This is a genomic window from Chryseobacterium oleae, from assembly GCF_900115055.1.
In the GTDB taxonomy this organism is placed as follows: Bacteria; Bacteroidota; Bacteroidia; order Flavobacteriales; family Weeksellaceae; genus Chryseobacterium; species Chryseobacterium oleae.
Genome location: NZ_FOVD01000004.1, coordinates 37,788 through 61,418 on the forward strand (window position 1 = coordinate 37,788; position 23,631 = coordinate 61,418).

At 38.7% G+C, this 23,631-nt stretch carries 21 protein-coding genes; 10 read left to right on the forward strand and 11 right to left on the reverse strand.

What is annotated here, in order from left to right; translation table 11 throughout:
- The first annotated feature begins 95 nt into the window (after window positions 1-95).
- The 3 genes from BM143_RS13845 (at window position 96) to pth (ending at window position 2,664) form a co-directional block, all read left to right on the forward strand.
- Window positions 96-971 (forward strand): hypothetical protein, encoded by an 876-nt coding sequence (locus tag BM143_RS13845; protein WP_090025048.1) that lies wholly within the window; start codon window positions 96-98, stop codon window positions 969-971.
- 164 nt (window positions 972-1,135) lie between these two features.
- Window positions 1,136-2,014, forward strand: a complete 879-nt coding sequence (locus BM143_RS13850) for a hypothetical protein (protein ID WP_228430828.1) — start codon at window positions 1,136-1,138, stop codon at window positions 2,012-2,014.
- Between the two features lie 86 nt (window positions 2,015-2,100).
- A complete protein-coding gene (gene pth / locus BM143_RS13855; RefSeq protein ID WP_090025050.1) occupies window positions 2,101-2,664 on the forward strand; it encodes an aminoacyl-tRNA hydrolase in 564 nt (187 codons plus the stop codon).
- A gap of 129 nt (window positions 2,665-2,793) precedes the next feature.
- Here pth and BM143_RS13860 read toward each other — a convergent pair whose 3' ends face one another.
- The 8 genes from BM143_RS13860 to BM143_RS13895 all read right to left on the reverse strand — a co-directional run bounded on the left by BM143_RS13860 (window position 2,794) and on the right by BM143_RS13895 (window position 14,258).
- Window positions 2,794-3,429, reverse strand: coding sequence for a carbonic anhydrase (locus BM143_RS13860; RefSeq protein ID WP_047450716.1), 636 nt, complete (start codon window positions 3,427-3,429; stop codon window positions 2,794-2,796).
- A 49-nt stretch (window positions 3,430-3,478) separates the two neighbouring features.
- Entirely contained in the window at window positions 3,479-5,071 is a 1,593-nt protein-coding gene (locus tag BM143_RS13865; protein ID WP_090025051.1) for a SulP family inorganic anion transporter, read from the reverse strand.
- A 147-nt stretch (window positions 5,072-5,218) separates the two neighbouring features.
- Entirely contained in the window at window positions 5,219-5,518 is a 300-nt protein-coding gene (locus BM143_RS13870; RefSeq protein ID WP_090025052.1) for a hypothetical protein, read from the reverse strand.
- 22 nt (window positions 5,519-5,540) lie between these two features.
- Window positions 5,541-6,209 (reverse strand): carbonic anhydrase, encoded by a 669-nt coding sequence (locus BM143_RS13875; RefSeq protein WP_090025053.1) that lies wholly within the window; start codon window positions 6,207-6,209, stop codon window positions 5,541-5,543.
- A gap of 342 nt (window positions 6,210-6,551) precedes the next feature.
- Window positions 6,552-11,516 (reverse strand): T9SS type A sorting domain-containing protein, encoded by a 4,965-nt coding sequence (locus BM143_RS13880; protein ID WP_090025054.1) that lies wholly within the window; start codon window positions 11,514-11,516, stop codon window positions 6,552-6,554.
- Window positions 11,517-11,980: 464 nt separating this feature from the next.
- A complete protein-coding gene (locus BM143_RS13885; RefSeq protein WP_090025055.1) occupies window positions 11,981-12,532 on the reverse strand; it encodes a serine acetyltransferase in 552 nt (183 codons plus the stop codon).
- 11 nt (window positions 12,533-12,543) lie between these two features.
- A complete protein-coding gene (locus BM143_RS13890) occupies window positions 12,544-13,695 on the reverse strand; it encodes a glycosyltransferase (RefSeq protein WP_090025056.1) in 1,152 nt (383 codons plus the stop codon).
- Window positions 13,695-14,258 carry an acyltransferase gene (locus BM143_RS13895; RefSeq protein WP_228430830.1) on the reverse strand — a complete coding sequence of 188 codons (564 nt, stop codon included), beginning with the start codon at window positions 14,256-14,258 and terminating at the stop codon, window positions 13,695-13,697. Before BM143_RS13895 ends, BM143_RS13890 begins: the two co-directional genes overlap by 1 nt.
- Before the next feature lie 49 nt (window positions 14,259-14,307).
- Between BM143_RS13895 and BM143_RS13900 the strand changes: the two genes are divergently transcribed.
- Genes BM143_RS13900 through BM143_RS13910 form a run of 3 tightly spaced genes read left to right on the forward strand, consistent with a single transcriptional unit; the run spans window position 14,308 to window position 16,304 of the window.
- The gene (locus BM143_RS13900) at window positions 14,308-15,282 is read left to right on the forward strand and encodes a 3-oxoacyl-ACP synthase III family protein (RefSeq protein WP_090025057.1); all 975 of its coding nucleotides are present in this window, start codon (window positions 14,308-14,310) and stop codon (window positions 15,280-15,282) included.
- 30 nt (window positions 15,283-15,312) lie between these two features.
- Window positions 15,313-15,546 carry a phosphopantetheine-binding protein gene (locus BM143_RS13905; RefSeq protein WP_090025058.1) on the forward strand — a complete coding sequence of 78 codons (234 nt, stop codon included), beginning with the start codon at window positions 15,313-15,315 and terminating at the stop codon, window positions 15,544-15,546.
- A complete protein-coding gene (locus BM143_RS13910; RefSeq protein ID WP_090025059.1) occupies window positions 15,546-16,304 on the forward strand; it encodes an SDR family NAD(P)-dependent oxidoreductase in 759 nt (252 codons plus the stop codon). The genes BM143_RS13905 and BM143_RS13910 overlap by 1 nt, the downstream gene beginning before the upstream one ends.
- Here the strand turns inward: BM143_RS13910 and BM143_RS13915 are convergent.
- From BM143_RS13915 to BM143_RS13925, 3 genes are read right to left on the reverse strand one after another with little or no spacing between them, the layout of a single operon-like run.
- Window positions 16,301-17,467: a glycosyltransferase gene (locus BM143_RS13915; protein ID WP_090025060.1), complete on the reverse strand. Its 1,167-nt coding sequence runs from the start codon at window positions 17,465-17,467 to the stop codon at window positions 16,301-16,303. The two genes, BM143_RS13910 and BM143_RS13915, sit on opposite strands and share 4 nt — an antisense overlap.
- Entirely contained in the window at window positions 17,467-18,306 is an 840-nt protein-coding gene (locus BM143_RS13920; protein ID WP_090025061.1) for a glycosyltransferase family 2 protein, read from the reverse strand. The genes BM143_RS13915 and BM143_RS13920 overlap by 1 nt, the downstream gene beginning before the upstream one ends.
- Before the next feature lie 6 nt (window positions 18,307-18,312).
- Window positions 18,313-18,855 (reverse strand): acyltransferase, encoded by a 543-nt coding sequence (locus BM143_RS13925; RefSeq protein WP_090025062.1) that lies wholly within the window; start codon window positions 18,853-18,855, stop codon window positions 18,313-18,315.
- Between the two features lie 105 nt (window positions 18,856-18,960).
- Here BM143_RS13925 and BM143_RS13930 point away from each other — a divergent pair, with 105 nt between their 5' ends.
- From BM143_RS13930 to BM143_RS13945, 4 genes are all read left to right on the forward strand, one after another.
- Window positions 18,961-19,731: a class I SAM-dependent methyltransferase gene (locus BM143_RS13930; protein WP_090025063.1), complete on the forward strand. Its 771-nt coding sequence runs from the start codon at window positions 18,961-18,963 to the stop codon at window positions 19,729-19,731.
- A 74-nt stretch (window positions 19,732-19,805) separates the two neighbouring features.
- Window positions 19,806-20,834: an acyltransferase family protein gene (locus BM143_RS13935; protein ID WP_090025064.1), complete on the forward strand. Its 1,029-nt coding sequence runs from the start codon at window positions 19,806-19,808 to the stop codon at window positions 20,832-20,834.
- Between the two features lie 167 nt (window positions 20,835-21,001).
- A complete protein-coding gene (locus BM143_RS13940) occupies window positions 21,002-22,729 on the forward strand; it encodes an HAD-IIIC family phosphatase (RefSeq protein ID WP_090025065.1) in 1,728 nt (575 codons plus the stop codon).
- A complete protein-coding gene (locus BM143_RS13945; protein ID WP_090025066.1) occupies window positions 22,726-23,631 on the forward strand; it encodes a class I SAM-dependent methyltransferase in 906 nt (301 codons plus the stop codon). The genes BM143_RS13940 and BM143_RS13945 overlap by 4 nt, the downstream gene beginning before the upstream one ends.

Genomic DNA, 23,631 nt, shown 5'->3' on the forward strand with positions numbered 1-23,631 from the left:
GAAAAAAGATATAGATTATTACGAATTTGTTGAATAAGTAAATGTTTTCATCGAAAAAATGAATTATATTTGTAAACTCACTAAAATATTTTTTCATGGGAAAAAACTATCTTTTTAAAGTCATTACCGGAGTGTTTTTCGGACTTCTGGTTTCTTGTGACAATTCTTCTTCAGACCAATTCGAGCCTAGTGCCAATGATGGTGGAAACAATGGGAACACAACACCTCCCCCTGCAAGAGTTCTGGAAAAGATCACTTTTAACTCCAACATTCAGGAGGAATATACCGTTAGCGGATCCGTTTTTCAGAAGGGAATGTTAAAAGATGGCACGACCAATAACTATTATACAGGTACTGCTACGTACATCAATAATAAGATCGGGAAAATAAAATTTGTCGGAAGCCTTACCGGAAGTATGGTTTATGATTTCAGTGTAAGTGAAAACAGCAACGGCTATGTATACAGTGCAACATGTACTGCCACATCTGCAGTAGCACTGGATTCTTTTGTAAGTGACTATGTTTTTACCTATGATACGGCAGGCAAAAAGCTTGTAAAAATCATGGAGAAAAGAAAGGTAGCTGGAAATACGGCATACAGCCTGTTTACAGAAATTACCTTTACGTATATGGGAGATAATATTTTCAAGGCAGAATGTCTTAAAGGAACCCTTACAGGAACTGGAGATCCTAATATGGCAACCGCTAAGAAAACGGTTTATAGCTATCAGAACTATGATTCAAAAATAAGTCCGTTCTCTACACTTCCAAAGTCATTCTTCACAGCGTGGAGCCTTCTGCGTCCTGAGAATTTCTACAGAATCTCTCCGAACAATCCTACATCGGTCTTTGTAATGCCTCCATCTCCGGCACCGGGTGTGGATACTCCTATGACGTATCTGTATGATGCTTATAATTATCCTGTCTCTGATAAGAACCAGGCACTTAAATATGTCTACAGAACTTTATAAACCGGATTTGATTATCGGTTTTATCGGAATATAAATAAAAACATAACTTTTATTCAGAAAAAAGTTATATTTGTCAAAAAATAAACAATTACCTGGAAATGAAACGACTTTTCTACTTTATTTTATTAATAGCAGGGTTTTCTTCAATACATTCCTGTAAAGACATGTTAGACGAAGACGGAGATCTATTATTGGATCTGAATGATACCGGAGGATTGAATGGTCCAAGAGGATTGTACAGAGAAATTACAAATAAAGATACATTAGCAGAATATCACTACAGTGGGCTTTTGGTAACGAGAGTGATCACTGATAGTGCTTCTATTACAGATATTGCATACAGCGGAAACAAAGTAAGCCAGATCACTTTCAACGGGTTTTTAGATCTTGACGGTAATGGAAAACTGGATAAAGACAGTGTTTCTTACAGTCAGTTATTTACTTATGGGCCTAACGACAGACTGGTAACCGTTTCTGAGAACCGTTCTGTTTTCAGAAGACCTCCGCCTGTACCACCGGCAACCAACCCGGGGCCTCAGACCCTTTTAAGAAAGGCAAAGACGCTTTATGATGTAAAGTATAACGCTTCTACGGCCAAGATGGATTCTATCATCATGAAAACCGGCCCGGATGTTTCAGGAACTACTTTTGCCTTTACAAATTATTCCAGAACAGGATATACGTATTTAGGAGATAACGTTTCTAAAGTGGTAAGACATTACGGACCTGCTACAGGACCTGTGACAGCACCGGTATTCGGAAGACCTACCACTAAATTTGCTTACGAGTTCTTTGATTATGATACGGAGATCAGTCCATTTACACTGCTTCCTTCAGTATATAAAATTTCAAGACTTTTATCTACAGAAATCAACGACAGGGAAAGTCACATCCTTTCTCCGAACAACCCTAAGAAAGCATCTGTAACAGATCTTTTACCTCCGATACCTTCACCGGTGATCAGAACAACCAACTACAACTACGATCCTCAGACGTATATGACAAGAGGGTTTGGTGTAAACTACATTTATAAGCCTTTCTAAAAAGAATCTTTATAATATACAGGCCCAATCTTCACAAGATTGGGCTTTTTTATTTTTTATCCCTTAATTTTGCAAAAAATTTCTCAATGAAATATTTAATAGTCGGTCTTGGAAACAAAGGCCCGGAATATGAAAATACACGCCACAATATAGGATTCAAAGTAGCAGAGAAAATAGCGGAAACGCTTGATGCTTCATTTAATACCACTAATTTCGGATGGATGGCAGAAGGGAAGCATAAAGGAAGAAAAGTATTCGTTCTGAAGCCAGACACCTACATGAATCTTTCCGGAAATGCAGTGAGATTCTGGATGCAGAAAGAGAATATTCCTTTGGAAAATGTGCTGATCATTACCGATGATCTTGCCCTTCCGTTTGGTACCCTGAGAATGAAAATGAAAGGTTCCGATGCCGGTCACAACGGACTGAAAAGCATCAATGAAATGTTGCAGACCCAGAATTATGCAAGACTTCGTTTCGGGATTTCTGCGGATTTTTCAGAAGGTCGTCAGGTAGATTATGTCCTGGGAACATGGACAGAGGAAGAAAATGAAAAGCTTGGTGAAAGAATTGAAAAATTCTCTAAAGCCAGTCTGTCCTTTGTTTTTGCAGGAATCGGGAATACCATGTCTGCATTTAACGGGAAGTAATACACTTTAATATAAAACAAAGACCACCGAAATTCCGGTGGTCTTTTTGTGCTTAAAAAATCAATTTCCAATCTAACTATAACATGATTTTTTAGGTATTTGTAATAAAAATGTGCAAATTTTTATGCCTTACAACCAGGTTACAACTCCGGTTTCAACATCATAGTTGGCTCCAACTATTTTGATCTTACCTTCATCTTCAAGGTTTTTAAGAGTTGAACTTTGGGTACGGATATCTTCGATTGCACTTTTTACATTTTGTTGATTCAGTCTTTCCAGAAGCGCACCGTTTTTTGATGAACGCTCTTCGCCTTCTTCGATGATTTCGTTGATGATCGGGTCGAAATGATTGATCAGGTGGTTAAGGTTATCCATTCCCATTCCCTGGATTTGTGCTGCATCCAGACCTCCTTTTAAGGCACCGCATTTAGTATGTCCTAAAACGACAACAAGCTTGGAACCGGCAACGTTACAGCCAAATTCCATGGAGCCTAAAATATCCTGATTGATGAAATTACCTGCAATTCTGATACTGAAAACATCGCCTAATCCCTGATCAAAGATCAATTCTGCAGAAGTACGGCTGTCTATACAGCTTAAAACAACTGCAAAAGGCCATTGTCCTTCACGTGTTGCATTCACCTGCTCTAAAAGATCTCTGTTTGCCTTTAGATTATTAACGAATCTCTGGTTCCCGTCTTTTAAGAAATTCAGTGCTTTTTCAGGAGTAATTGTAGATTGAGTTTCGGATGTATGTGCTTTCATATGATTGGTTTGTTCTTGTTAAAATTAATAAAATTATTGGAATGTGAGCTTACATTGCTCTTTTGTGTGTGATTAAGATGTGAGAATCTTCATCGGTTTCATAGTCTTTGTATGACGTTTTGAAACCTAATAGTTCCACATTAATGTCTTCTTCTTTTGCCCTGATATTGGCGAAATCCTGGATCATTTCCAGTACGTCGGTGGCAATATATGAGGTTCCTCTTGCGTCAATGGTTACAGTAGAATTAGATTTAATGTTTTTTAAAGTCTTTTTAATAGCTGCCTTGTTTAAGAAAGAAACTTCTTCGGCAAGCTTGATATTAATTCCGTCTGCATTATCCAGTTTTTCTCTGCTCAGATAATAAGCACGCTTCATATTTCCCTGAAGGATATAGAATACAGAGATCGCCAGACCAATACCTACTCCTTTCAGAAGGTCAGTGGCCACTACAGCTGCTACGGTCGCTACGAACGGAATGAACTGGAATTTACCCAAATGCCAGAAATGTTTGAAGGTCGCTGGTTTTGCCAGTTTATATCCTACAAGAATCAGTACTGCGGCAAGGGTAGCCAGCGGTATAAGGTTAAGGATAAACGGAATGGTCAATACACATACCAGTAGAAGGACACCATGGATCATTGCAGAAAGCTTTGAAGTAGCTCCCGCATTGGCATTGGCAGAACTTCTTACTACTACAGAAGTCATAGGCAGTCCTCCTATGAATGAGCTGATCAGGTTACCTATTCCCTGTGCCTTAAGCTCAAGGTTGGTATCCGTAATTCTTCTCTGCTTATCCAGTCTGTCAGAAGCTTCGATACAAAGCAGGGTTTCAATGGAAGCTACAATGGCAATCGTTGCTCCTACGATCCATACCTTAGGATTGGTGAATCCTCCAAAATCAGGCATCGTAACAAGATTTTTGAAATCATCCAATGACTTGGGAACGGGTAATGAAACCAGATGCTGTGTACCGATGGCTAATGAACTTCCGGACAGTTTGAACAGTTCATTAAGAAGTATTCCTGCCACTACGGCTACCAGTGCTCCCGGAAGCATTTTCATTCTTTTTAAAGCCGGAATTTTATCCCAGGCAATAAGAATACCTACCGAAAACAGGGTTACCACAATAGCGCCCATGTGTATGGCTCCGAATAATTCCGTGAAATATCCGAAATTCAGACCGTTGTCAAATATAGATTCATGCCCTTCGTAATCCTTGTCGAATCCCATGGCATGAGGAATTTGTTTTAAAATAATGATGATCCCGATGGCGGCAAGCATTCCCTCGATAACATTGTTCGGGAAATAATTGGATATACTTCCGGCTCTGATAAATCCTAAAATTAATTGGAGAAGTCCCGCAATGATTCCTGCGCAAAGAAAAAGTTCGAAAGCGCCAAGATCTGTGATCGCTGTTAAAACAATCGCGGTAAGACCGGCTGCCGGACCTGATACCGATATATTGGAATTACTTAGAAATCCTACGACTAATCCTCCTACAATACCGGAGATGACTCCGGACAAGGGTGGTGCTCCTGATGCTAAAGCGATTCCGAGACATAATGGAAGCGCTACTAAGAATACAACGAGTCCGGAAGGGAAATTCTCCTTGATTCCTCCTATGAATGATGTTTTTTTCATAATGTTTCTTGAAAAATACTATAACCGTCTGATCTATACACAGATAGTCAGTTATAAAAGATTGGAAATTTAAATTTAAAAAGCACACGTATCCTATACCAGTTTCTGATATGAATACTATTAAAAAAATCTAACTATACTTTAAATTTAAGCTTCCGGAGGCGGAGAAAATATGGTAAGTAAAGGTGACAGATGAAAGGAATCATCTATCAGCTCAAAGGAAACGCCCTGAAGGTCAGGTTCGGAAAACTTCACGTAATCGAATACGTCCAGAGTTTTCGGAAGCGTTTTTTCATAAACAATAAAAGAGGATGGGTGAGAATGCGGTTCTTCTTCATTGATGATCACATTGGTCCTTGCGATATCCCAGCCAGCTATCGCAGCAATGCCAGGCAGTGCTGTGAAGTTGAGAAAGAAGGTCAATACAATAATACTCCAGAATTTCATCTTACATTCATTTTTAGAAAAACTATGTCGTTTTTCTGCTCATTACCCAATCAGAACTTGTAAGGTTATATATTTTTTGGATGTCTTTCAGGATTTTCTCGAAATCGATATCCAAATCTATGATTTTACCCGTTCTAAGGTCAAAAACCCAGCCGTGAACAGTAGGATATTCTTCTAAAATATATCTTTCCTGTACGCAGGCCATTTTGATCACGTTGATGCACTGCTCCTGAACATTAAGCTCAACAAGCCGGTCATAACGTTTTCCCTGATCTTCAATAGAATCTAATTCAGTCTGGTGAATTCTGTAAACATCACGAATGTTTCTCAACCATGGATTCAGTAACCCTAAATCCTGAGGAGTCATCGCTGCTTTTACGCCACCGCAGTTGTAATGTCCGCATACGATAATGTGTTTTACTTTAAGATGTTCTACGGCATATTGAATAACCGCTGTGGAACTCATGTCTAAAGTGTTGACTACATTAGCAATATTTCTGTGAACAAAAACATCTCCCGGTTTTGCTCCCATGATCTCTTCCGCTGTCACCCTGCTGTCCGAGCATCCGATGTACAGATAATCGGGGTTTTGGGTTTTGGCCAGCTCATGGAAAAATTCAGGATCTTCTGAAATTTTAGATTCTACCCATTGTCTGTTGTTTTCGAAAATATCTTTATACGATTGTGACATAATTTTAAATACTAAAGGTGTATAATTATTTATTTCGTTTAAATTATTTTCAAATTCAATAGATCAAATCAATAATTATGCAAAAATATAATTTTTGCGGAAAATGCAATCACTTTTAACAATATTTAATATTAAAATATGCTTAAAATCATGTTTAAAATCAATGATAGATACAGTTTCCGGACGAATTGATCTGAAAAATTAATAATCCAAACTCAAAAAAGCTATCTAAATTTACAAACTATAAACGATAAAATTAAAAATAGAGATTAAAATATTATTAATTCTACAAAAAAACCGCCTCAAAAATTGAGACGGTTCAAATTTTACTTTGTTTTAATATTATTCCTTAATAATTTTCACTATCGTTTCAGAATTGTTGATTCTTACTAGATAAGCGCCGGAGATCAACGAAGAGAGATCCGTACGGTCATTTTCAAACTTTCCGGATTTCACAAGCTGGCCGGAAAGGTTATAAATCTGATAGTAATAATCTTTCGTTCTGTCATTTCCTTTGATGTACAATATGCTTTTCACAGGATTAGGGAAGAACTGAAGCTTGTTCTGAGCTACTTTTTCCTCAATCACTGATTTTGCAATGACATCTTTTGCTTTAGCCAAAGCTTTTTTAGGAACCGGAATCGCGAAAGGTTCATATCTTCCGATCTCGTTTCCATTGGCGTCATACTTGATTTCTGCACAACGGCATGACATCGCGGCCTGCGGACGGAAACCAAATGTTGGTGTTAAATAATACAGTTTATCCGTAGCCCCAACCGTTTGAGTGATGACCGCATTAAACAACATTCCCAGAGAAGAACCGGCACCACCCTGATTGGCAGCAGTCCAGATTCCTGACTTCATAAAGGTATCAGGATTTCCTCCCAGTTTAGAAGCATCTAATGCATTTCCTCCATTGAATCCTCTTATTCCGTTGTTCGGGAATGTTCCGATATTGTATTCAGGTCTGTTTAAAATAAATCCATATCTGAATGAACCTGTCCCTGCGGCATTTCCATACACAAAGCCACCCAGATAGTTCATTTTGTTGATATCATATGCCTCATTGCTTACATAGGTATTATCCTTACCTGGATCAATTCCGTAAGAATTTGTGAATTTTGCATTGTAGAACCATGGCGTATTTCCTTTTGAAATAAGGTTTCCAAGGATGACACCGGTAGATACACTTTCCATATCCACAATTCTCCAGCCTGCCGGGCAAGGGTCGTAAGCCGATTTTTCAGTAGCATGTCCCCATCTTTCAGGCATATTGCCGTTTTCGTCCGAAACCCAGTCCAGTTTTGTAGCATCAGACTGATACAGATAACTTAAAGGATTGGTAACGGAATACTTCACTACTTTCTTCAGTTTATCAGCTTTAGAATCAGATGGTGAAACATTCGCTGTTGCAGAATAAGTGGTATAAGGCTGGGTGTAGCTCGTTAAATATTCAGGCTCCAGCATATTGTTCGCATACGGAATAGCTCCTGTAGTGGTATTGGCAGGGTTATTCTGTCTGTACACAAAATAGTCATTGAATGGTCTTTTACCGCTCACAAAATGATTATAAAACATTCCCGGATTGTAAAATACAGGCAACGGATCTTTTCTTCCCCACTGGAAATGAAGACCGCCGCTGTCATGCATTTGGTCCAATCTGGCCACTGCAGCAGGATTATTGTTGTTATAAGAACCTAGCGGACCTGTATAAGCAGCGGTGTTATATGCGTAAATATGTTCGCTGATAAAAGGAAGTTTTGCTCCTAAATCCCTGTCCATAAAGGTAGTTTTCATAGGAACACCCGCACTGGTCATTGGATCTACAAACTGATCGTTAGCAGGAATAACTCCACCGTTGGTCGCATTTTCCGGATCAAATGTGTAGGTTTCAATAACAGATCTTGGCGCCCAGATATGCCAGCTCCATAATACCGGATCATTGTGCTTGTTGGCTGTCCATGTACCGCTTCCTACATGAAGGGCAACCACGGCATTCCCTGTAGCATTAGGATTTAAAGTAACCTTTAAAATAGCAGTATCTATCGGGCCATCTACAATTTCCATCTTTTGGATCAGGTTTGTATTGTTGGTCCATACTACGGAAGAAGACTTTGTGCTTTCTGCCGGGAAAGAAAAATCTGTGCTTAAATGCAGCTTGTGCATCGCGTAGGCTTTTCTTATTGGAATTTCAATGATCCTGTCATTATCCTTATTGGGATCTACTTTGTTTCCATTCGGATTAGGAGTTACCAAAGCAGGATTGGTGTATTCTACATAACTGTTGGGCAGTTTAGTCCATGATTTTACAGTTTCCGTAGAATAGGTTTCCGTAGTTGAAGCTACGAATTCCGTTTCAAAAGCTGCCGGCATAAAGGCACTGTTAGGATCGTATATACAACGAACACCACCGCTGCTGGTGTAAGCACTTGTTGAGAATCTGTGCCATCCCGGTCTAGGTTTGGAACCGCTTAACGGATCTGAAATTAAAGTTAAACCTGCAGCACCAAATGAAGGATATCTTACCTGATTGATCACTTCAGTTGCCGTCATAAATGTTGCCGTTAATAAACCTCCGTCTGCACTCTGATCCTGGAAATTAACCACAGGAGTGATCCATCCTGTTCCGTATTTTAAAGGACTGGTACCGTTTGGATAGTTTTCATAATTTCCGTTGATAGGGAATTTGCCCAGATTCATTCCGGAAACACCTGAAAAATCAAATCCGAACTGAGGATAAACTTTTATACCCGGATAATCCGCATTTAAAGCCGTAGCATTGAATTCAGGATCAACCGTATTTCCGGTATGTTTCCCCCAAGGGCTGTATCTGTTTTCATTAGGCATCGGAGTACCTGAATTTCTTCCTCCTGAAAAATAACTTGAAGGAACTCTCCAGTTACAAGGACAAGGGTCATAAGGAGATTTCAGAGCGTATCTTGAACTGGCTTCTCCCACCACGGCATCATCAATATCTGAATAATTACCCTGACGTGTATCTCCCCAAAGATCCCATGCAGCTATATTTTCGCGGTAAGGAGGAAGGTATTTTTTGTATTTCTCCTTTGAAAACCATGTGGTGATGCCGACCTGTGTCCAGCTGTTATTGTCATTCTGTTTTAGGAAATCTTCACCGTCGTTTAATAGAGCTTCCCCTTTTTTAGCGACAAACACCGGTGTTGCGATAAAGCTGATCGGGTTTTGTATAGAAAATCTGATATTTCCGTTAGGCGTATCTGTTCCCGTATTGACCTGGGAAGTATATTTATTTCCCCTTACTTTTATGAATTTAGACTGAAAAGCAGGATCTGTATAAGATAAATTGATCTCCCCGTTGATTGGGTAGAGGCTTAAATCCTTAAGACCAAATGAAGGGAACGGGTCTTTTCTTCCCCACTGGTATTGCAGCCCGGCAGATTTATGCCAGTCGTTGCCTACAAAATTCGCGCTGGTGGCACCCAGGTTTCTGTCCATCCATTTCCAGTTGGTAACGGGATTACCATCTTTATCTTTTTCGAACCCGTGATGGTAAGTGCTTCCGTTTGCAGAAGGATCGTCCGTTGCCCATACGTGCCATGTCCAGTAGATCTGGTCATTCACTTTGTAAGATACGACAGCGTTACCTTCTTTTATTTTATTGATCAGAACTTTGATCTTAGCATTTTCTCCTGTTCCTTCCAGGGTGACAGATTTGATAAGCCCCGGTTCATCTTCCCAGTATAATCCTGCTTTAGCGATGCCATCAGGAATTTTGGTGTAGACTCCGTTGTCGTTCTTCATGAAATCGCCACCTTTAGCCCACATTTCGTATGCTTTTTTAACGGGGATATACAAACCGTCTACCTGGCTTCCGTTTTTATCCTTTCCTGTGAAGACATAACTGTTGGGAGCTTTGGTCCAGTCTGTGACAAGCGTTGGCTGTGCTCCGGGATTAATGGTGTAACAGTTAACAGAACATTCCGATGCTTCATTTTTATAGGCAGCAGTATTTCCAAAAATGCCGGTATACTTAATGAACTTGGAAATCTCCCTTTCTATATCCTGTAGTGATCTTTTGGTCTGATAGGATGTATTTACATCATTTCTCAGTGCCCCTACACCATAAAGAGTCATTTCAGAGGTGTCAGAAATCAATAAATTTTCAGATCCGGGTCCTCTTCGAATTCCCAGTCCGTTGGTATACCCAAAATAAGGACCGCCGTAATTACTGGTTGTGTTCGGATTTAAGTCGATATAAGTTCCATCATTTTTATAAACTCTTAAACCTGTTGCAAGACTGGATACAATCACTACAGGCTGCTGATCAGGAATGATTTCAGATAAATTTTTCCATGTTCTGTTATAGAGATTGAAATATCTGCTTTCCAAACGGGTCGGATCTTTGAAGTTGAAATATCCCGGACCGTCAGCATCTCCCGGCCATTGACTGAATTTCATGAAAAATCCATTGGCTGAAAATTTACCGGCAAAAATATACACCGGATCATCATAGCTGTACAGATATGGAATTGGATGACCCGCTGTTTCAGTGTATATAAATTCAGAGGTAGATCCAAGTGCGTTGGTAATGGCTCCCGTATTGAGCAGTTTTACAGATTTGGTATCATTCGGTTCTGTTATAATATCTGAGGGATTGGTTGGAGAAAAAACGACATCGTTTTTCTTATTATCCATTAAAACATTACTCAGTTTGTTCCAGGAATAGGCTGAAGTTACCCTGTCTTTGATTCCTGTAGCTTTTCCATTGGCGTCTGTGATTAGTGTACCTGCTTTTTTAGGGGTTAAAAGCATGGTGTATTCATTTTCATCCAGTTCACAGTTGCCGATAGCATAATCTCCCTGTTTGTAATGGTTTACCGTTTTTCCCCAGACTACACTGCTGAAATTGGCGGTACCTGAATCGGAGCTTAGTTCAACTTTTACATTGTGATTGGGGTTTACGGAAGCGGGCAATTCAAAAGTTGCTTTTAAATTTTCGTTATACTGGTTGTACGAATATAAGGTTTTACACCAGCCGGTTACCCATTCTCCCTGAGCATTCTGATACTTGATGGAAAGCAGAATGTTGCTGTCGGTAAAGGGTTTGGAGAGTTGGCCGTTCATGACGACCAGTCCTTTTTCATTCACATTTTGTGAAATGATTAGAAGAGGATCCAGATCATAAACGCCGGGTGGTGTTGGCGTTTTAAGTCTGGACCCACTGGGTTTCTCATCTGGTTTCGGGATTGGGATGGTCCCCGAAAATGCATGAGACGATGCAATACAAAAGACTGCAGCAAAAATCTTTAATGTTGATTTTTTTTTCATACGTATTAAAATTAAAAGTGTTTTTACGGAAAGTAAGGCACTGTAAATAGTTAACAATCAGTAGATAAAAAGCAGTGAAAATTTCTATAATCAAAGCTGGTTTTAATCCCAACCTGAGTAATAGAAGATGGAAATTTTACAACTAAAAAGCTATTTGCTGTTTCTTAATTTAAAATTGATCAGTGACTTGATGGGATTTCTGAAACAGTGATGTTTCCGGTATTGAGGGAAAAGGAGGCATCATAGAAGAATGCATGATCCTTAGGAAGTAATCTTTTTTTCATGGGTGTGTTTCTAAGTTATTGTGTTTTGTTTTTTTTGAATGATTAAAAATTTTAACCAGAACGTTTAGTTTTCAAAAATTCTCTAACAAAAATCGACAAAAAAACTTTTTCCCACAATAGGGACATGGATTTTTTCAAGGAAAAATTTCCAATATCGATATAAATCTATGGATAGATTTCTTACACCTTATGGTTGATGTAAGCTTCTGTAGCTCTTTCGTTTGGGTAAATGGTTCCCGGATTTCCCATGACCACAGAATTGGCAGGAACATCAAAATTAATATATGAATTGGGAGCAATCAACACATTGCTTCCCACTGTAATTCCGCCTACTATAACGGCATTGGCTCCGATCCAGACTTCATCACTGATGGTAGGAAACCCCTGAAGTTTACCACGGTTCTGTTGCCCGATAGTCACCCCTTGCGCAATATTGCAGTTTTTACCAATTTTAACCTTAGGATTGATGACCAAACTTCCCCAGTGGCCCAGATAAAAACCTTCCCCGATTTCAGTTTCAGGATAGATCTGATACCCATATTTGATCTGATAATGTCTGAGAACGAATTTCCAGAATTCTCCCAGAACAGGCTTGTTGTAATACTTTTGGGCTTTTCTTAAAACATAAATAAAATGCAGATTCGGATTGATACATTTTTTCCAGATCTCAAATGAAGAGAGCCATTGTCCGCTTTCCCGGTAAAAATCTTTTTGTATAAGTGTATAACCCATTCTTAAACTATTTATAATTCATCAATGATTTCCTGAAGCTGTGCCACAGACTTTTCCAGTACAAAAGGAAGATCTGCTGCTTTTATTTCGTTTTCGTAACGGCTGACAAGTTCCCTGTCGGTAAGGAATTTTTTCATTCCTTCGTAGATTCCGTCTTCAGAATTGGGCATAATCAGTCCTAATTTTCCATCCTGCAGAAGATCTTTAATTCCCGATACGTCGGTAGATACCACCGGTTTATTCAGGATCAGTGCTTCGGCGATAATGGTAGGGAAACCTTCATGTCTGGAGGACATCACATAAAAATCAGCCTTTTTTAAATACGGATAAGGATTGCTTCTGAAGCCCAGCATTTTTACAGTTTCCTGAAGTCCGAGCTCGTTGAGCTGGGTTTGGGTTTTCTCAAATTCAAAACCGTCGCCAATGATGATAATCTGATGTTTTAATCCCTCATCAATCAGTTTTTTATGAACATCCAGAAGCCTGTCGTAGCCTTTCTGTGGATAAACCGTTCCGATGGTAATAAACGTGGGAATGTCATTCGAAAAAGGATAATCATCAATGGCTGTGTTCGCCTTTTTTAACGTATCCTGTTTATCAATAGGATTGAAAATTTTCACCACTGCTTGTTTCTCCCTGTCGTTTTGTGCGACCTTCTGCATTTCTTCTTTCAACTTATTGGAAATAACCAGTATTCTGTCGAATTGGAAAAACTGTCGGATGACATCCGGTGTATATTCTTTAAGGTTGAAAATATCATTCTGAATCCAGATGATTTTCTTCGAATCCTTCTGCGGGCTGGATAAGAGTTCTCTGTACATCCCGTGGATGGCACCTATTTCTACGTCGTATTTTTTATCTTTTAAAACAAATTTATAAAGCAGGGAAGGGAACCAGAGAAACATTTTCTGATACAGTACCCTGAATGCTTTCACCGGAATTTCGTGAGGCTTGTTCGTGGTGATCATCTCTCCCTTCAAAAGATAATGAAGTTTCACCCATGACGGAACTTCTTTGATGTACATACCTGTATAAAGGTTGATGAGTAAATCAACTTCGTATTTGTCTTCCGGAAGGTTTTTGAGAAAATTGATCAAAACTTTTTCTGCACCACCATGTCGGAGTGAACCGATGCGTATTAGAATTTTCTTTTTTGCAGCCATTATCTTACAGGTTTATAACTGTGTGGAAGATGTTCCTTGATATAGGCCTCCAATTTTGGGCGGTCTAATTCAAGTTCCCGTGGATACATGACATTATTTTTAAGGGCTTTGTCTCCATATTCCTCAATGGTACAGATGAATTTGGCAGGAACACCCGCGAAAACAGTGCCCGCAGGCATAGAAGTCGTCAGGATAGATCCTGCTCCTAAAACACAGTTATTACCCATTTCCACGCCCAGCATAATCGTTGTATCTGCCCCGATTAAGCATTGTTTACCAATTTTTATTCTCCCAAATGCTCTTACATCTTTATATTTTTCAAAAAAATGAAGCGCGTTGTAGCCTCCGTCATGATTAATAAATCTCACATTATTTGAAAATGTAGTTTCATCACCTATTTCAATTAAAAAAGGTTCGGTTCCGAATTCAGGAACATCTACGAAACGTACATTTTTTCCTACTTTCAATCCTTTTGCAATATTGACTTTAAGGTAGATTTTTTGTATCATCAGCTGATAAGTAGTGTGGATTTTTAATATAATCCGGAATAGGAAAATCATCATTTGAGTAATCTGCTTTTTTGTTTTACTTTTACAAAGAAAAAGAATTTCTATGATAAAAGTTTCCAAAATAGAATATTATTTGCCGGGCCATGTTCTCACCAATGAGGATCTTGAAAAAGAATTTCCGGAATGGAGCTCCGATAGAATTCAAGAGAAAATAGGGATTAAACAGCGCCATATTTCATCAGACAGCGAGACCGTACTGGAGCTTGCCGTAAAGTCTTCCGAAAAGCTTTTCGAAAATTACGACAGAAGCAAAGTAGATTTTATTCTGTTCTGTACCCAAAGTCCGGATTATTTCCTTCCCACGACGGCCTGTATTCTTCAGGACCGGTTGGGGCTCAGAAGAAATATCGGAGCTACAGATTTTAATTTGGGATGTTCCGGATTTATTTATGGACTGGCTTTTGCTAAAGGATTAATCATGTCCGGGATTGCAAAGAGTATTTTACTGATCACCTCAGAAACGTATTCCAAGCATATCAACCCGAAAGATAAAGCCAACCGAAGTATATTTGGGGATGCATCAGCCTCTGTGATTGTAGAGAAAGATGACAATGCAAAGGACTATCAGTTCTGTCTGGGAACAGACGGTAGCGGTGCTGAGAATCTTATTGTAAAGAAAGGAGCTTTCAAAACAGATTTTGAACTGAATCCTGAAAATGAGTTTGAACCCGAAAATCTGTACATGAACGGACCTGAAATTTTTAATTTCACCATTGAAAATATTCCGGGACTGGTAAAAGAAACGCTGGAAAAGAATGGGTTGACTATGGAAGATATTGATCATTTTGTGTTTCATCAGGCTAATTCTTTTATGCTGAATTACTTAAGGAAAAAGATTAAAATTCCGGCAGAAAAGTTTTACATTGATATGGAAAACACAGGAAATACGGTATCTGCAACCATTCCAATTGCGTTGAAGAATATGCTGGACGAAGGAATGCTGAAAAAAGGAGACCGCGTGTTAATAGCCGGTTTTGGAGTAGGGTATTCATGGGGAGCAACCGTGCTGGACATTTAAAAAGTATAAAAGCCATAAAATAAAAGATATATGAAGACATCCGTTTTTTTAGAGAAATTACAGGAAGAATTAGAAGAAGAAGAAACGCTTACAGTGGACACCAATTTAAAGAGTCTGGAAAGCTATGACTCCATCAGTCTGCTTTCAGTGATTGCATTTGTTGATGAAAATTTTGATAAGAAAATTGATACAAGGCACTTTAAAGATGTAGAAACCGTTTCTGATCTTATGAATGTAATTGGTAAAGAAAACTTCGAAGATTAATGAATCAGTTTTCTTTAAAAGATAAAACAATTCTTATTACAGGGGCTTCTTCCGGCATCGGAAGAAGCTGTTCTGTAGAATGCAGCAGGAGTGGAGCCAGTCTTATTCTTATCGCAAGAAATGAAGAGGAGCTTCAGAAAACAGTATCTATGCTGAATCCTGATACCAAGGCGGAAACCATTATTGCAGATATCACCACGGCAGAAAACCTTGAAGCGCTGATTGCTGAAAAAGTAGCTGTTTTAGGGAAAATCTCAGGGTTTATCCACTGTGCAGGCATTGAAAAGACGCTGCCGCTGAAAAAGCATACTCCTCAGCTGTATAACGATATTTTTGCAGTCAATGTAATTTCTGGTTTTGAAATTGCTAAGATTTTATCCCTTAAAAAATATAAAACCGAAAACTCTAGTTTTGTCTTCATTTCCTCAGTAGCAGGAATGGTGGGCGAAATAGGAAAAGCGGCTTATTCAGCGAGTAAAGGAGCCGTAGTTTCAGGAGCCCGTTCTCTGGCTATGGAACTTTCAAGAAGTGGAGTGAGGGTCAACAGTGTGAGCCCGGCTATGGTGAATACGCCCATACTGGAAAAAATGTTCGAAAATATTGGTGAGGAAGCTGCCGAAGAAATCCTTAAAAAACATCCGCTCGGAATCGGGCAGCCTGAAGATGTGGCCAATGCCTGTATTTTCCTGCTTTCAAATGGAGCTAAGTGGATTACAGGATCTAATCTTGTGGTAGACGGAGGATATTCCGCGCATTAATTCTTTTGGTAAAGGTCTTCAAGAATTCTTTCCACTGCATCAAAAATTTTCTGATTGTCAAACTGGTCCTCTATGGTTTCCAGGTTTTTTCTGATTCTGGCAGTCAGCTCAGGATCCGTTAGAAAAGTCTTCATAGCAGAATACATTTCTTCCGTTTCATAATTGATGAGGTAGCCGGTTTCACGGTCTTTGATCATCATGGCGACATCTCCCGTATCGGTAGCAATAATAGGTTTCTGAAGGATTAATGCTTCAGCAATAACCAGCGGCCAGGCCTCAGATTCAGAAGGGAGAATGAAATAATCTGCATTTTTAACATACGGATAGGGATTCATTTTGTTACCTGCCAGAATAAAAGTCTCCTGAACATTGTTCTGACGAATCTGTTCGGTAAGGTTTTTCTGTTCTTCGCCGCTTCCTAAAATCATAATGGTATGATGGAAACCTTCATCGATCAGTTTTTTGTGGGCATCAATCAGTTTATGATAGCCTTTTCTATCGTGAAGACGTCCCACAGAAACAAAAAGAGGTCCTTCGGGAAGAGTTTCTATTTTTTCTTCCGCTTTTCTTTTGATTTCGTCAATAGGAATAGCGTTGATTACTACACTTTCCTGAGGATATTTCAAATCCGGGTAATACAGATGCATCATATCCTTGATCTTTTGAGAACAGTAAATCATATGATCGAATTGCGGGAAGTTTTTAAGGATATCAGGAACCAGGGGTTGTAGTTTAGGCAGATTGATTTCAGAATGAAACCAACCCAATTTTTTAGAAGCTGTGTTGCTTGAGTTGATGACAGATGAGAATGCAGCGTAGGTAGGAGCAATCTCAATATCAAATTTTTTATTTCCTAAAAGACGGTCAGAAATCTTATGGTCTTTCTGCGCACGGGAAAGCTTCAGTCTTCTGCGGATCATCTGCAGTTTATGGATCAGCGGGTTTTGAGAGAAATCTTCTTTACCATCTGTAATGTAGACTTTTTTAACGTGCTTGGGAAATTCATCTCTCAGCTCACCCTGATTAAGATTCAGGCAGACTGTGATATCAAATTTTTCAGGATTGAGATTATTAAGGATACTGAGAATCACTTTTTCTACGCCGCCCATCTCCATGGAACGGTGTCTGAAAAGGACTTTTATTTTCTGATTTTCTGCTGACATCACCTGAAAAGTTTTTGTAAAGTAATGGAGATTTTTCTTTTTATCCTATATGGAATTGAATTCTGGTATTCCAAAAGCCTGAAAATTTCCTGCTGACCGGTATACGTTTCCGGAACTTTCATTCTGTTGATGGTTTTTATATTTCTTCGCTTCATCGCATTGAAAACGACCTGGGCAAAATATTCGTAAGATTTTGTTTTGTTCTCGTTTTGTGAAATTCCGCCTGTGTGGGTTCTGTAAAGATAATTCGTCTCATCGATAAAATAGACATCTCCTTTTTCGTACATCTTTAAATACAGATCCTGATCTTCTGAGATCTTCAGCGCAGCATTCATTTTTTCAGTCTGTTCGTAAATATCCTTTCTGAATGTGACAAAATGGGCAATCTGAATTGGATAATTAAAGAAATACGGATCTTTATTCTGAACCTGCATGGCTGATTTGAACGGAGCAATGGGCTTCAGGTCCTTATCACAGCTCATAAACCGCGAATAAGCCAGGACAACATTCTTTTTCTGTACAAATACACTGACAGCCTTTTCAATAGCATCGGGAAGAATAGCATCATCAGGGTCTACAAAACCACAGATGTCACCCGAAGCAAGCTCAATGAGTTTACTTTTGGTAACTCCCACGCCGGAATTTTGTTCGTTTTCGAAAAATTTAAACCTTTCATCACCGGCAATGATGGCTTTTATCTGTGCCTTTTCTTCTGCAGACGAGGCGTCATCTAAAATAATGGCTTCCCAATTTTTGTAGGTCTGTGTAAGCAATGAGCCATAGCAGTCTTTGAAAAGCAAGGCATTATTGTAATGAGCGATAAGTACTGAGAATTTCATTTGAATTTAAAGGGAATTGAATACTAAATCCTGTTTATTAACAACCTGCGTATTGGCAGGAACATCTTTGAATATGGTACATCCTGCTCCTATGATACAGTTGTCGCCTATCGTAACGCCTTTCAATACTGTGACATTGCTTCCAAGCCAGCAGTTATTGCCTATTTTTATAGGTGCTTTTGTAAATTTAGACGGATGGAGTTTGAATGTGGGAGATGTTTCATACGTGTGGTTATGGTCATAAAGCTTGACATTTTCACCAAACAATGTATTTTCACCAATTGAGATATGTTCGAGACAATTAATAGAGCAGAAGTTATTCATGAAAAAATGATCACCTATTTCCAGGTTGGCGTCTTTCATCACCAGAATGCAGGTGTAATTTCTGAATTCTACAGACTTTCCGATGCTTACCTTTTTTATATGGTCATCCAGGACAAAGCGTCCACCCACACCCAATCTGATATTGTCAAAAAATACGTTAGGGTTTTTTCTCAGGATAGAAAGCTGCTGTCTTCTGTATATTTTTTCGAAAAAATTGTAAAACATATTGGGACTTTTATTTTTTTCATTTCACTTGGGCCTCACAAATATAATCTGTTTTTACATAAATGAAAAAAAAATATTTATTTTTGCGGTATTAAATACAACACAGTGAGTGAAATAACAAGGGTTCTCAAGACATTTATAGGGTATTTGAAAAGACCCGATCTTTATCCGGAACTGGGCCGGAAAATCATTAAAAATACAGTTAACAGAGGCAATGCTTTTAAAGGAAAGGAAAAGACCCATTCCTGGGCTGCCGGAAAAGCTGTTTCCCAGAAAGAAGCTGTTTCAAAGCTGTTTGGCCGTGAGATAGATGCTTTCCGTACAGATTATGCAGAGGTATTGCAAACTGCAGCACAAAAGGAAAAAGACTGTCCCGTAAAAATGGGAGGTCCCGGAGCTTTGGAACTGCTGTATTATGCATGTGAATTTGCTGACGCTAAAAATGTAGTAGAAACAGGTGTAGCTTACGGATGGTCTTCGCTGGCTTCTCTTCTGTCGCTGGCAAAAAGAGATGGAACACTGTACAGTTCAGACATGCCTTATCTGGCGCAGGATGGCGATCAGTATGTAGGATATGTAGTTCCTGAAAATCTTAAAAAAAGCTGGAAACTATTCCGCTTTGCAGATAAAGAATCGTTGCCTAAAATTTTTGCTGACAATGCAGTTTTTGATGTTCTTCACTATGATTCGGATAAGAGTTACAATGGAAGAATATGGGCCTATGATGAGCTTTACAAACATTTGAAGAAAGGCGGTGTTTTTATCAGTGACGATATTGGTGACAATTCTGCTTACCAGGATTTCTGTGAAAAATACAGCATAGAAACTACGGTAGTGGAGTATGAAGGAAAGTATATCGGCGTTTTTGTCAAGTAACTTTCACATAAAGCCGTACTGCAGTTTTTTATACTTAAATGAAACCATATAAGGCTGTTGAACAGCTTTCATGAATGAAGATAAGTCAGATTACCTTTACCCGATTTCTTGCTGCTATAGCCATTGTTATATCTCATTTTAACAAGGATATGTTTGTTTATAAAACAGACTATATCGCCGATATCTTTTTGAAAGCGAATGTAGGGGTGAGCTATTTTTTTATCCTTTCCGGTTTTATTATGATCGTGGCTTATCATAAGAAAGAGAAAATAGGGTATTTTGAATATTATAAAAACAGATTTGCTAGGATCTATGCGCTCTATGTGCTGGGATTGCTGCTTTATCTGGTGACAAGATATTCCAATTTCAGTGTAGGAAAAGGCTTTCTGTATCTGTTTGGACTACAGAGCTGGATTCCCGGGAAAGCGATGATCTTAAATTTTCCGGGATGGTCTATTTCCGTGGAATTTCTGTTTTATCTTATTTTCCCCCTGCTTTATAATTATTATTACTCGAAAAAGAATAAAAGTATCTGGGTAATAGGTATTGTTTTATGGATTGTTACCCAGGTATTTTCCCATCTGTATGCTGCTTCACCATCTTATAAAGGACCTCACACAGAAAGCCACGAATTTCTGTATTACTTCCCTGTGATGCACATCAGTGAATTTTTAGTGGGAAACCTTGCAGGATTATTTTTTGTCAATCATTTTAAACAGAAAAATTACGATGTCCCTGTGATCCTGATCTTTGCAGCTATTATGCTGGCTCTGATCTTTGTTCCTCTTTTTTATCACAATGGACTGATGGCAGTACTCTTTATTCCGCTTATTATTTTACTTTCGTGGAATAATGGTTTGGTAAGCAGGCTGTTTTCATTAAAGCCACTGGAATACCTGGGCGAAGCGAGTTATGCTGTTTATATTACGCATATTCCCGTTCTGTATATCCTGAGAGAGGTTCTGAAATGGCAGGATTATCAGCTGAATATTAACAGTGTATTCTGGATTTATCTGGTGGCACTGATCATTACTTCGATGCTGTTTTATCAATTTATCGAAAAACCGCTCAGAGATCTTCTTAAAAAAGTAAATATCAGATAAAATCTTTATTTTTGTAACAAACAACACAATGAAAAAAATGACAAACGTTCCCATCATCTACGTTTACAGTAAAAATTCCGGATTTCGGGAGGGCTGTAAAACGAACAATAATACAGTAAAAAAATTGGGAGCCGGTACATTCATATTTTAATACAATAAAAGAATTCATGTACAAAACGTTTTCAGAACTGAAAAAAGAACTCCGCAGAGAAATCCCTCAGCTTAAGAAGATCAAAATCGCATTACTCGGCGACACCGCTACCCAGTTTCTCAATGTTGCTTTGAAAGGCACCGCTGTGAATGATGGTTTTGACTTTGAAATTTTTGAGGCCGATTTTGGACAGATTTCAAGGCAGATTTTAGATCCTACCTCAGAATATTATGAGTTTAATCCGGATTATACCATCATCTTTGAATCTACTCATAAACTATTAAGCCAATATTATAAATCATACAATACACAGACGGCTTTTGCGGAGCAGAAGATCTCCTATATTGAGGATCTGTACCGAACTATTCAGAGCAGAACCAAAAGCAGGATCATCTACTGTAATTTTCCGGGAATAGACAATCAGGTCTTTGGAAACTTTGCCGGTAAGGTAGAGTCTTCTTTTGTTTTTCAGCTGAATAAACTCAACTATTTATTATCTGCTCAGGTCGCTATTCGTCATAATAATTTCTTTATTGCGGATTTGCTTTCGATCCAGAATAAATGGGGAAGGAATTTTATGTTCTCACCAAGTATTTATGTGAACACTGAGATGGTGCTTTCACTCGATGCACTGCCCATTGTAGCACATCACATCACCGGAATTATTTCTTCTCTCGAAGGAAAATTTAAGAAATGTCTGATCCTGGATCTGGACAATACGACCTGGGGAGGAATCATCGGAGATGACGGACTGGAAAAAATACAGATCGGAAGCCTGGGAATTGGAAAAGCATTTACTGAGTTTCAGTACTGGATCAAGGCCCTTCAGAGAAGAGGGGTGATCCTTGCGGTGTGCAGTAAGAATGATGAAGATAAAGCCAGAGAGCCTTTCGAAAAACATCCGGATATGGTCCTTAAAATGGAAGATATTGCCGTTTTCGTGGCCAATTGGGATAACAAAGCGGATAATATCAGAAAGATCCAGAGCATCCTGAATATAGGATTTGATTCTATGGTTTTTCTGGATGATAACCCGTTTGAAAGAAATATTGTAAGGGAAAATCTTCCTGAGGTTTGCGTTCCTGAATTACCCGAAGATCCGGCAGAATATCTCGAGTATTTATATGGTCTGAATCTTTTCGAAACGGCGAGTTTCTCAGAAAATGATGCCGAAAGAACCAAACAATACCAGGTAGAAGCGCAAAGAGCAGTGGATCTGGATAGTTTTACCAATGTGGAAGACTTTCTGAAGAGCATGAATATGACCTCTGATGTAAAAGCATTCGACAGTTTTTCAAAACCAAGAGTTTCACAGCTGACCCAACGTTCCAACCAGTTTAATCTGAGAACAGTAAGGTATACGGAACAGGATGTAGACCACCTGATCCATTCAGATGACCATTACACGCTCTCATTTACCCTGAAAGATAAATATGGAGACAACGGATTGATCTGTGTGATCGTCTTGGAAAAGAAAAGTCCGGAAATCCTGTTTATCGATACATGGCTGATGAGCTGCCGCGTCCTGAAAAGAGGAATGGAAGACTTTACCCTGAATACCATCGTAGAAACGGCAAGAAAAAACGGATATCAATATGTAGTAGGAGAATATCTCCCGACGGCTAAAAACCAGATGGTAAAAGACCATTATGAAAGACTGGGGTTTTCGGCTAAGGAAGATCAATGGATTTTAAACGTAAATGAGTATAACACTAAAGAGGTTTTTATAAATCCCAACCTATGAAAATAGAACAACTAATTGAAGGAATTGCAGCTAAAAATACCATTCATGGTAAAAAGCTTCAAAAGAATTTTTCTTTACTGAAAGAGGAAGAAAACTATATATCCGATTATACTGTTTTTATAGACAAGTATAAGGGAATTCTTGAAAAAGAAAACCTCACTTTTGATGACTCTATCAATTATTATCTTAAAATGATTGGTGATTTTAATGAGGAAATGCTGGATTTCGTGAGAACCGGAAAGTATAGAAACACTTCATTCGATGATGTGAACAAGGCGATGTACAACAATCCTGATGTGATGGTTTCTCATATGCACGGCTTATTACTTTCACAGTTTCTATGGAAACATCATTATTCTGTCTATCAGTATTTTAAAAACAATATTCAAAAGTATACCCCAGTAAAAACGTATCTCGAAATCGGTGCCGGACACGGTCTGTATTTTGAGGCTGCGATGGAAAAAATTGGGGGCGACTGTACTTTTGAAGCCCTGGATATCAGTGAATCTTCATTGGAGCTTACCAAGAGCCTTATAAAAAGCGATAAAGTTCTTTATCATCTTAAAAATGTATTCGATTACGGGGATGATGAAAAGAAGGATTTTATTACCATGGGTGAGGTTCTGGAGCATGTGGAAGATCCTTTATCATTACTAAAGAAAATCAAAAACTTAATAAAACCGGAAGGAACCATCTTTATTACAACACCTACCAATGCGCCTTCAATGGATCATATTTATCTTTTTAATACCGTTCAGGAGATCAGAGATTTGATTGATGAAGCAGGTTTGGAGATCGTGAGTGAAAGCTATTTTGTAAGTGAAGATGTCGATCTGGAAAAAGCAGAAAAAAGAAAGATTGCTACATTGTATGCATCATTTTTAAAAATAAAAAATATTTAA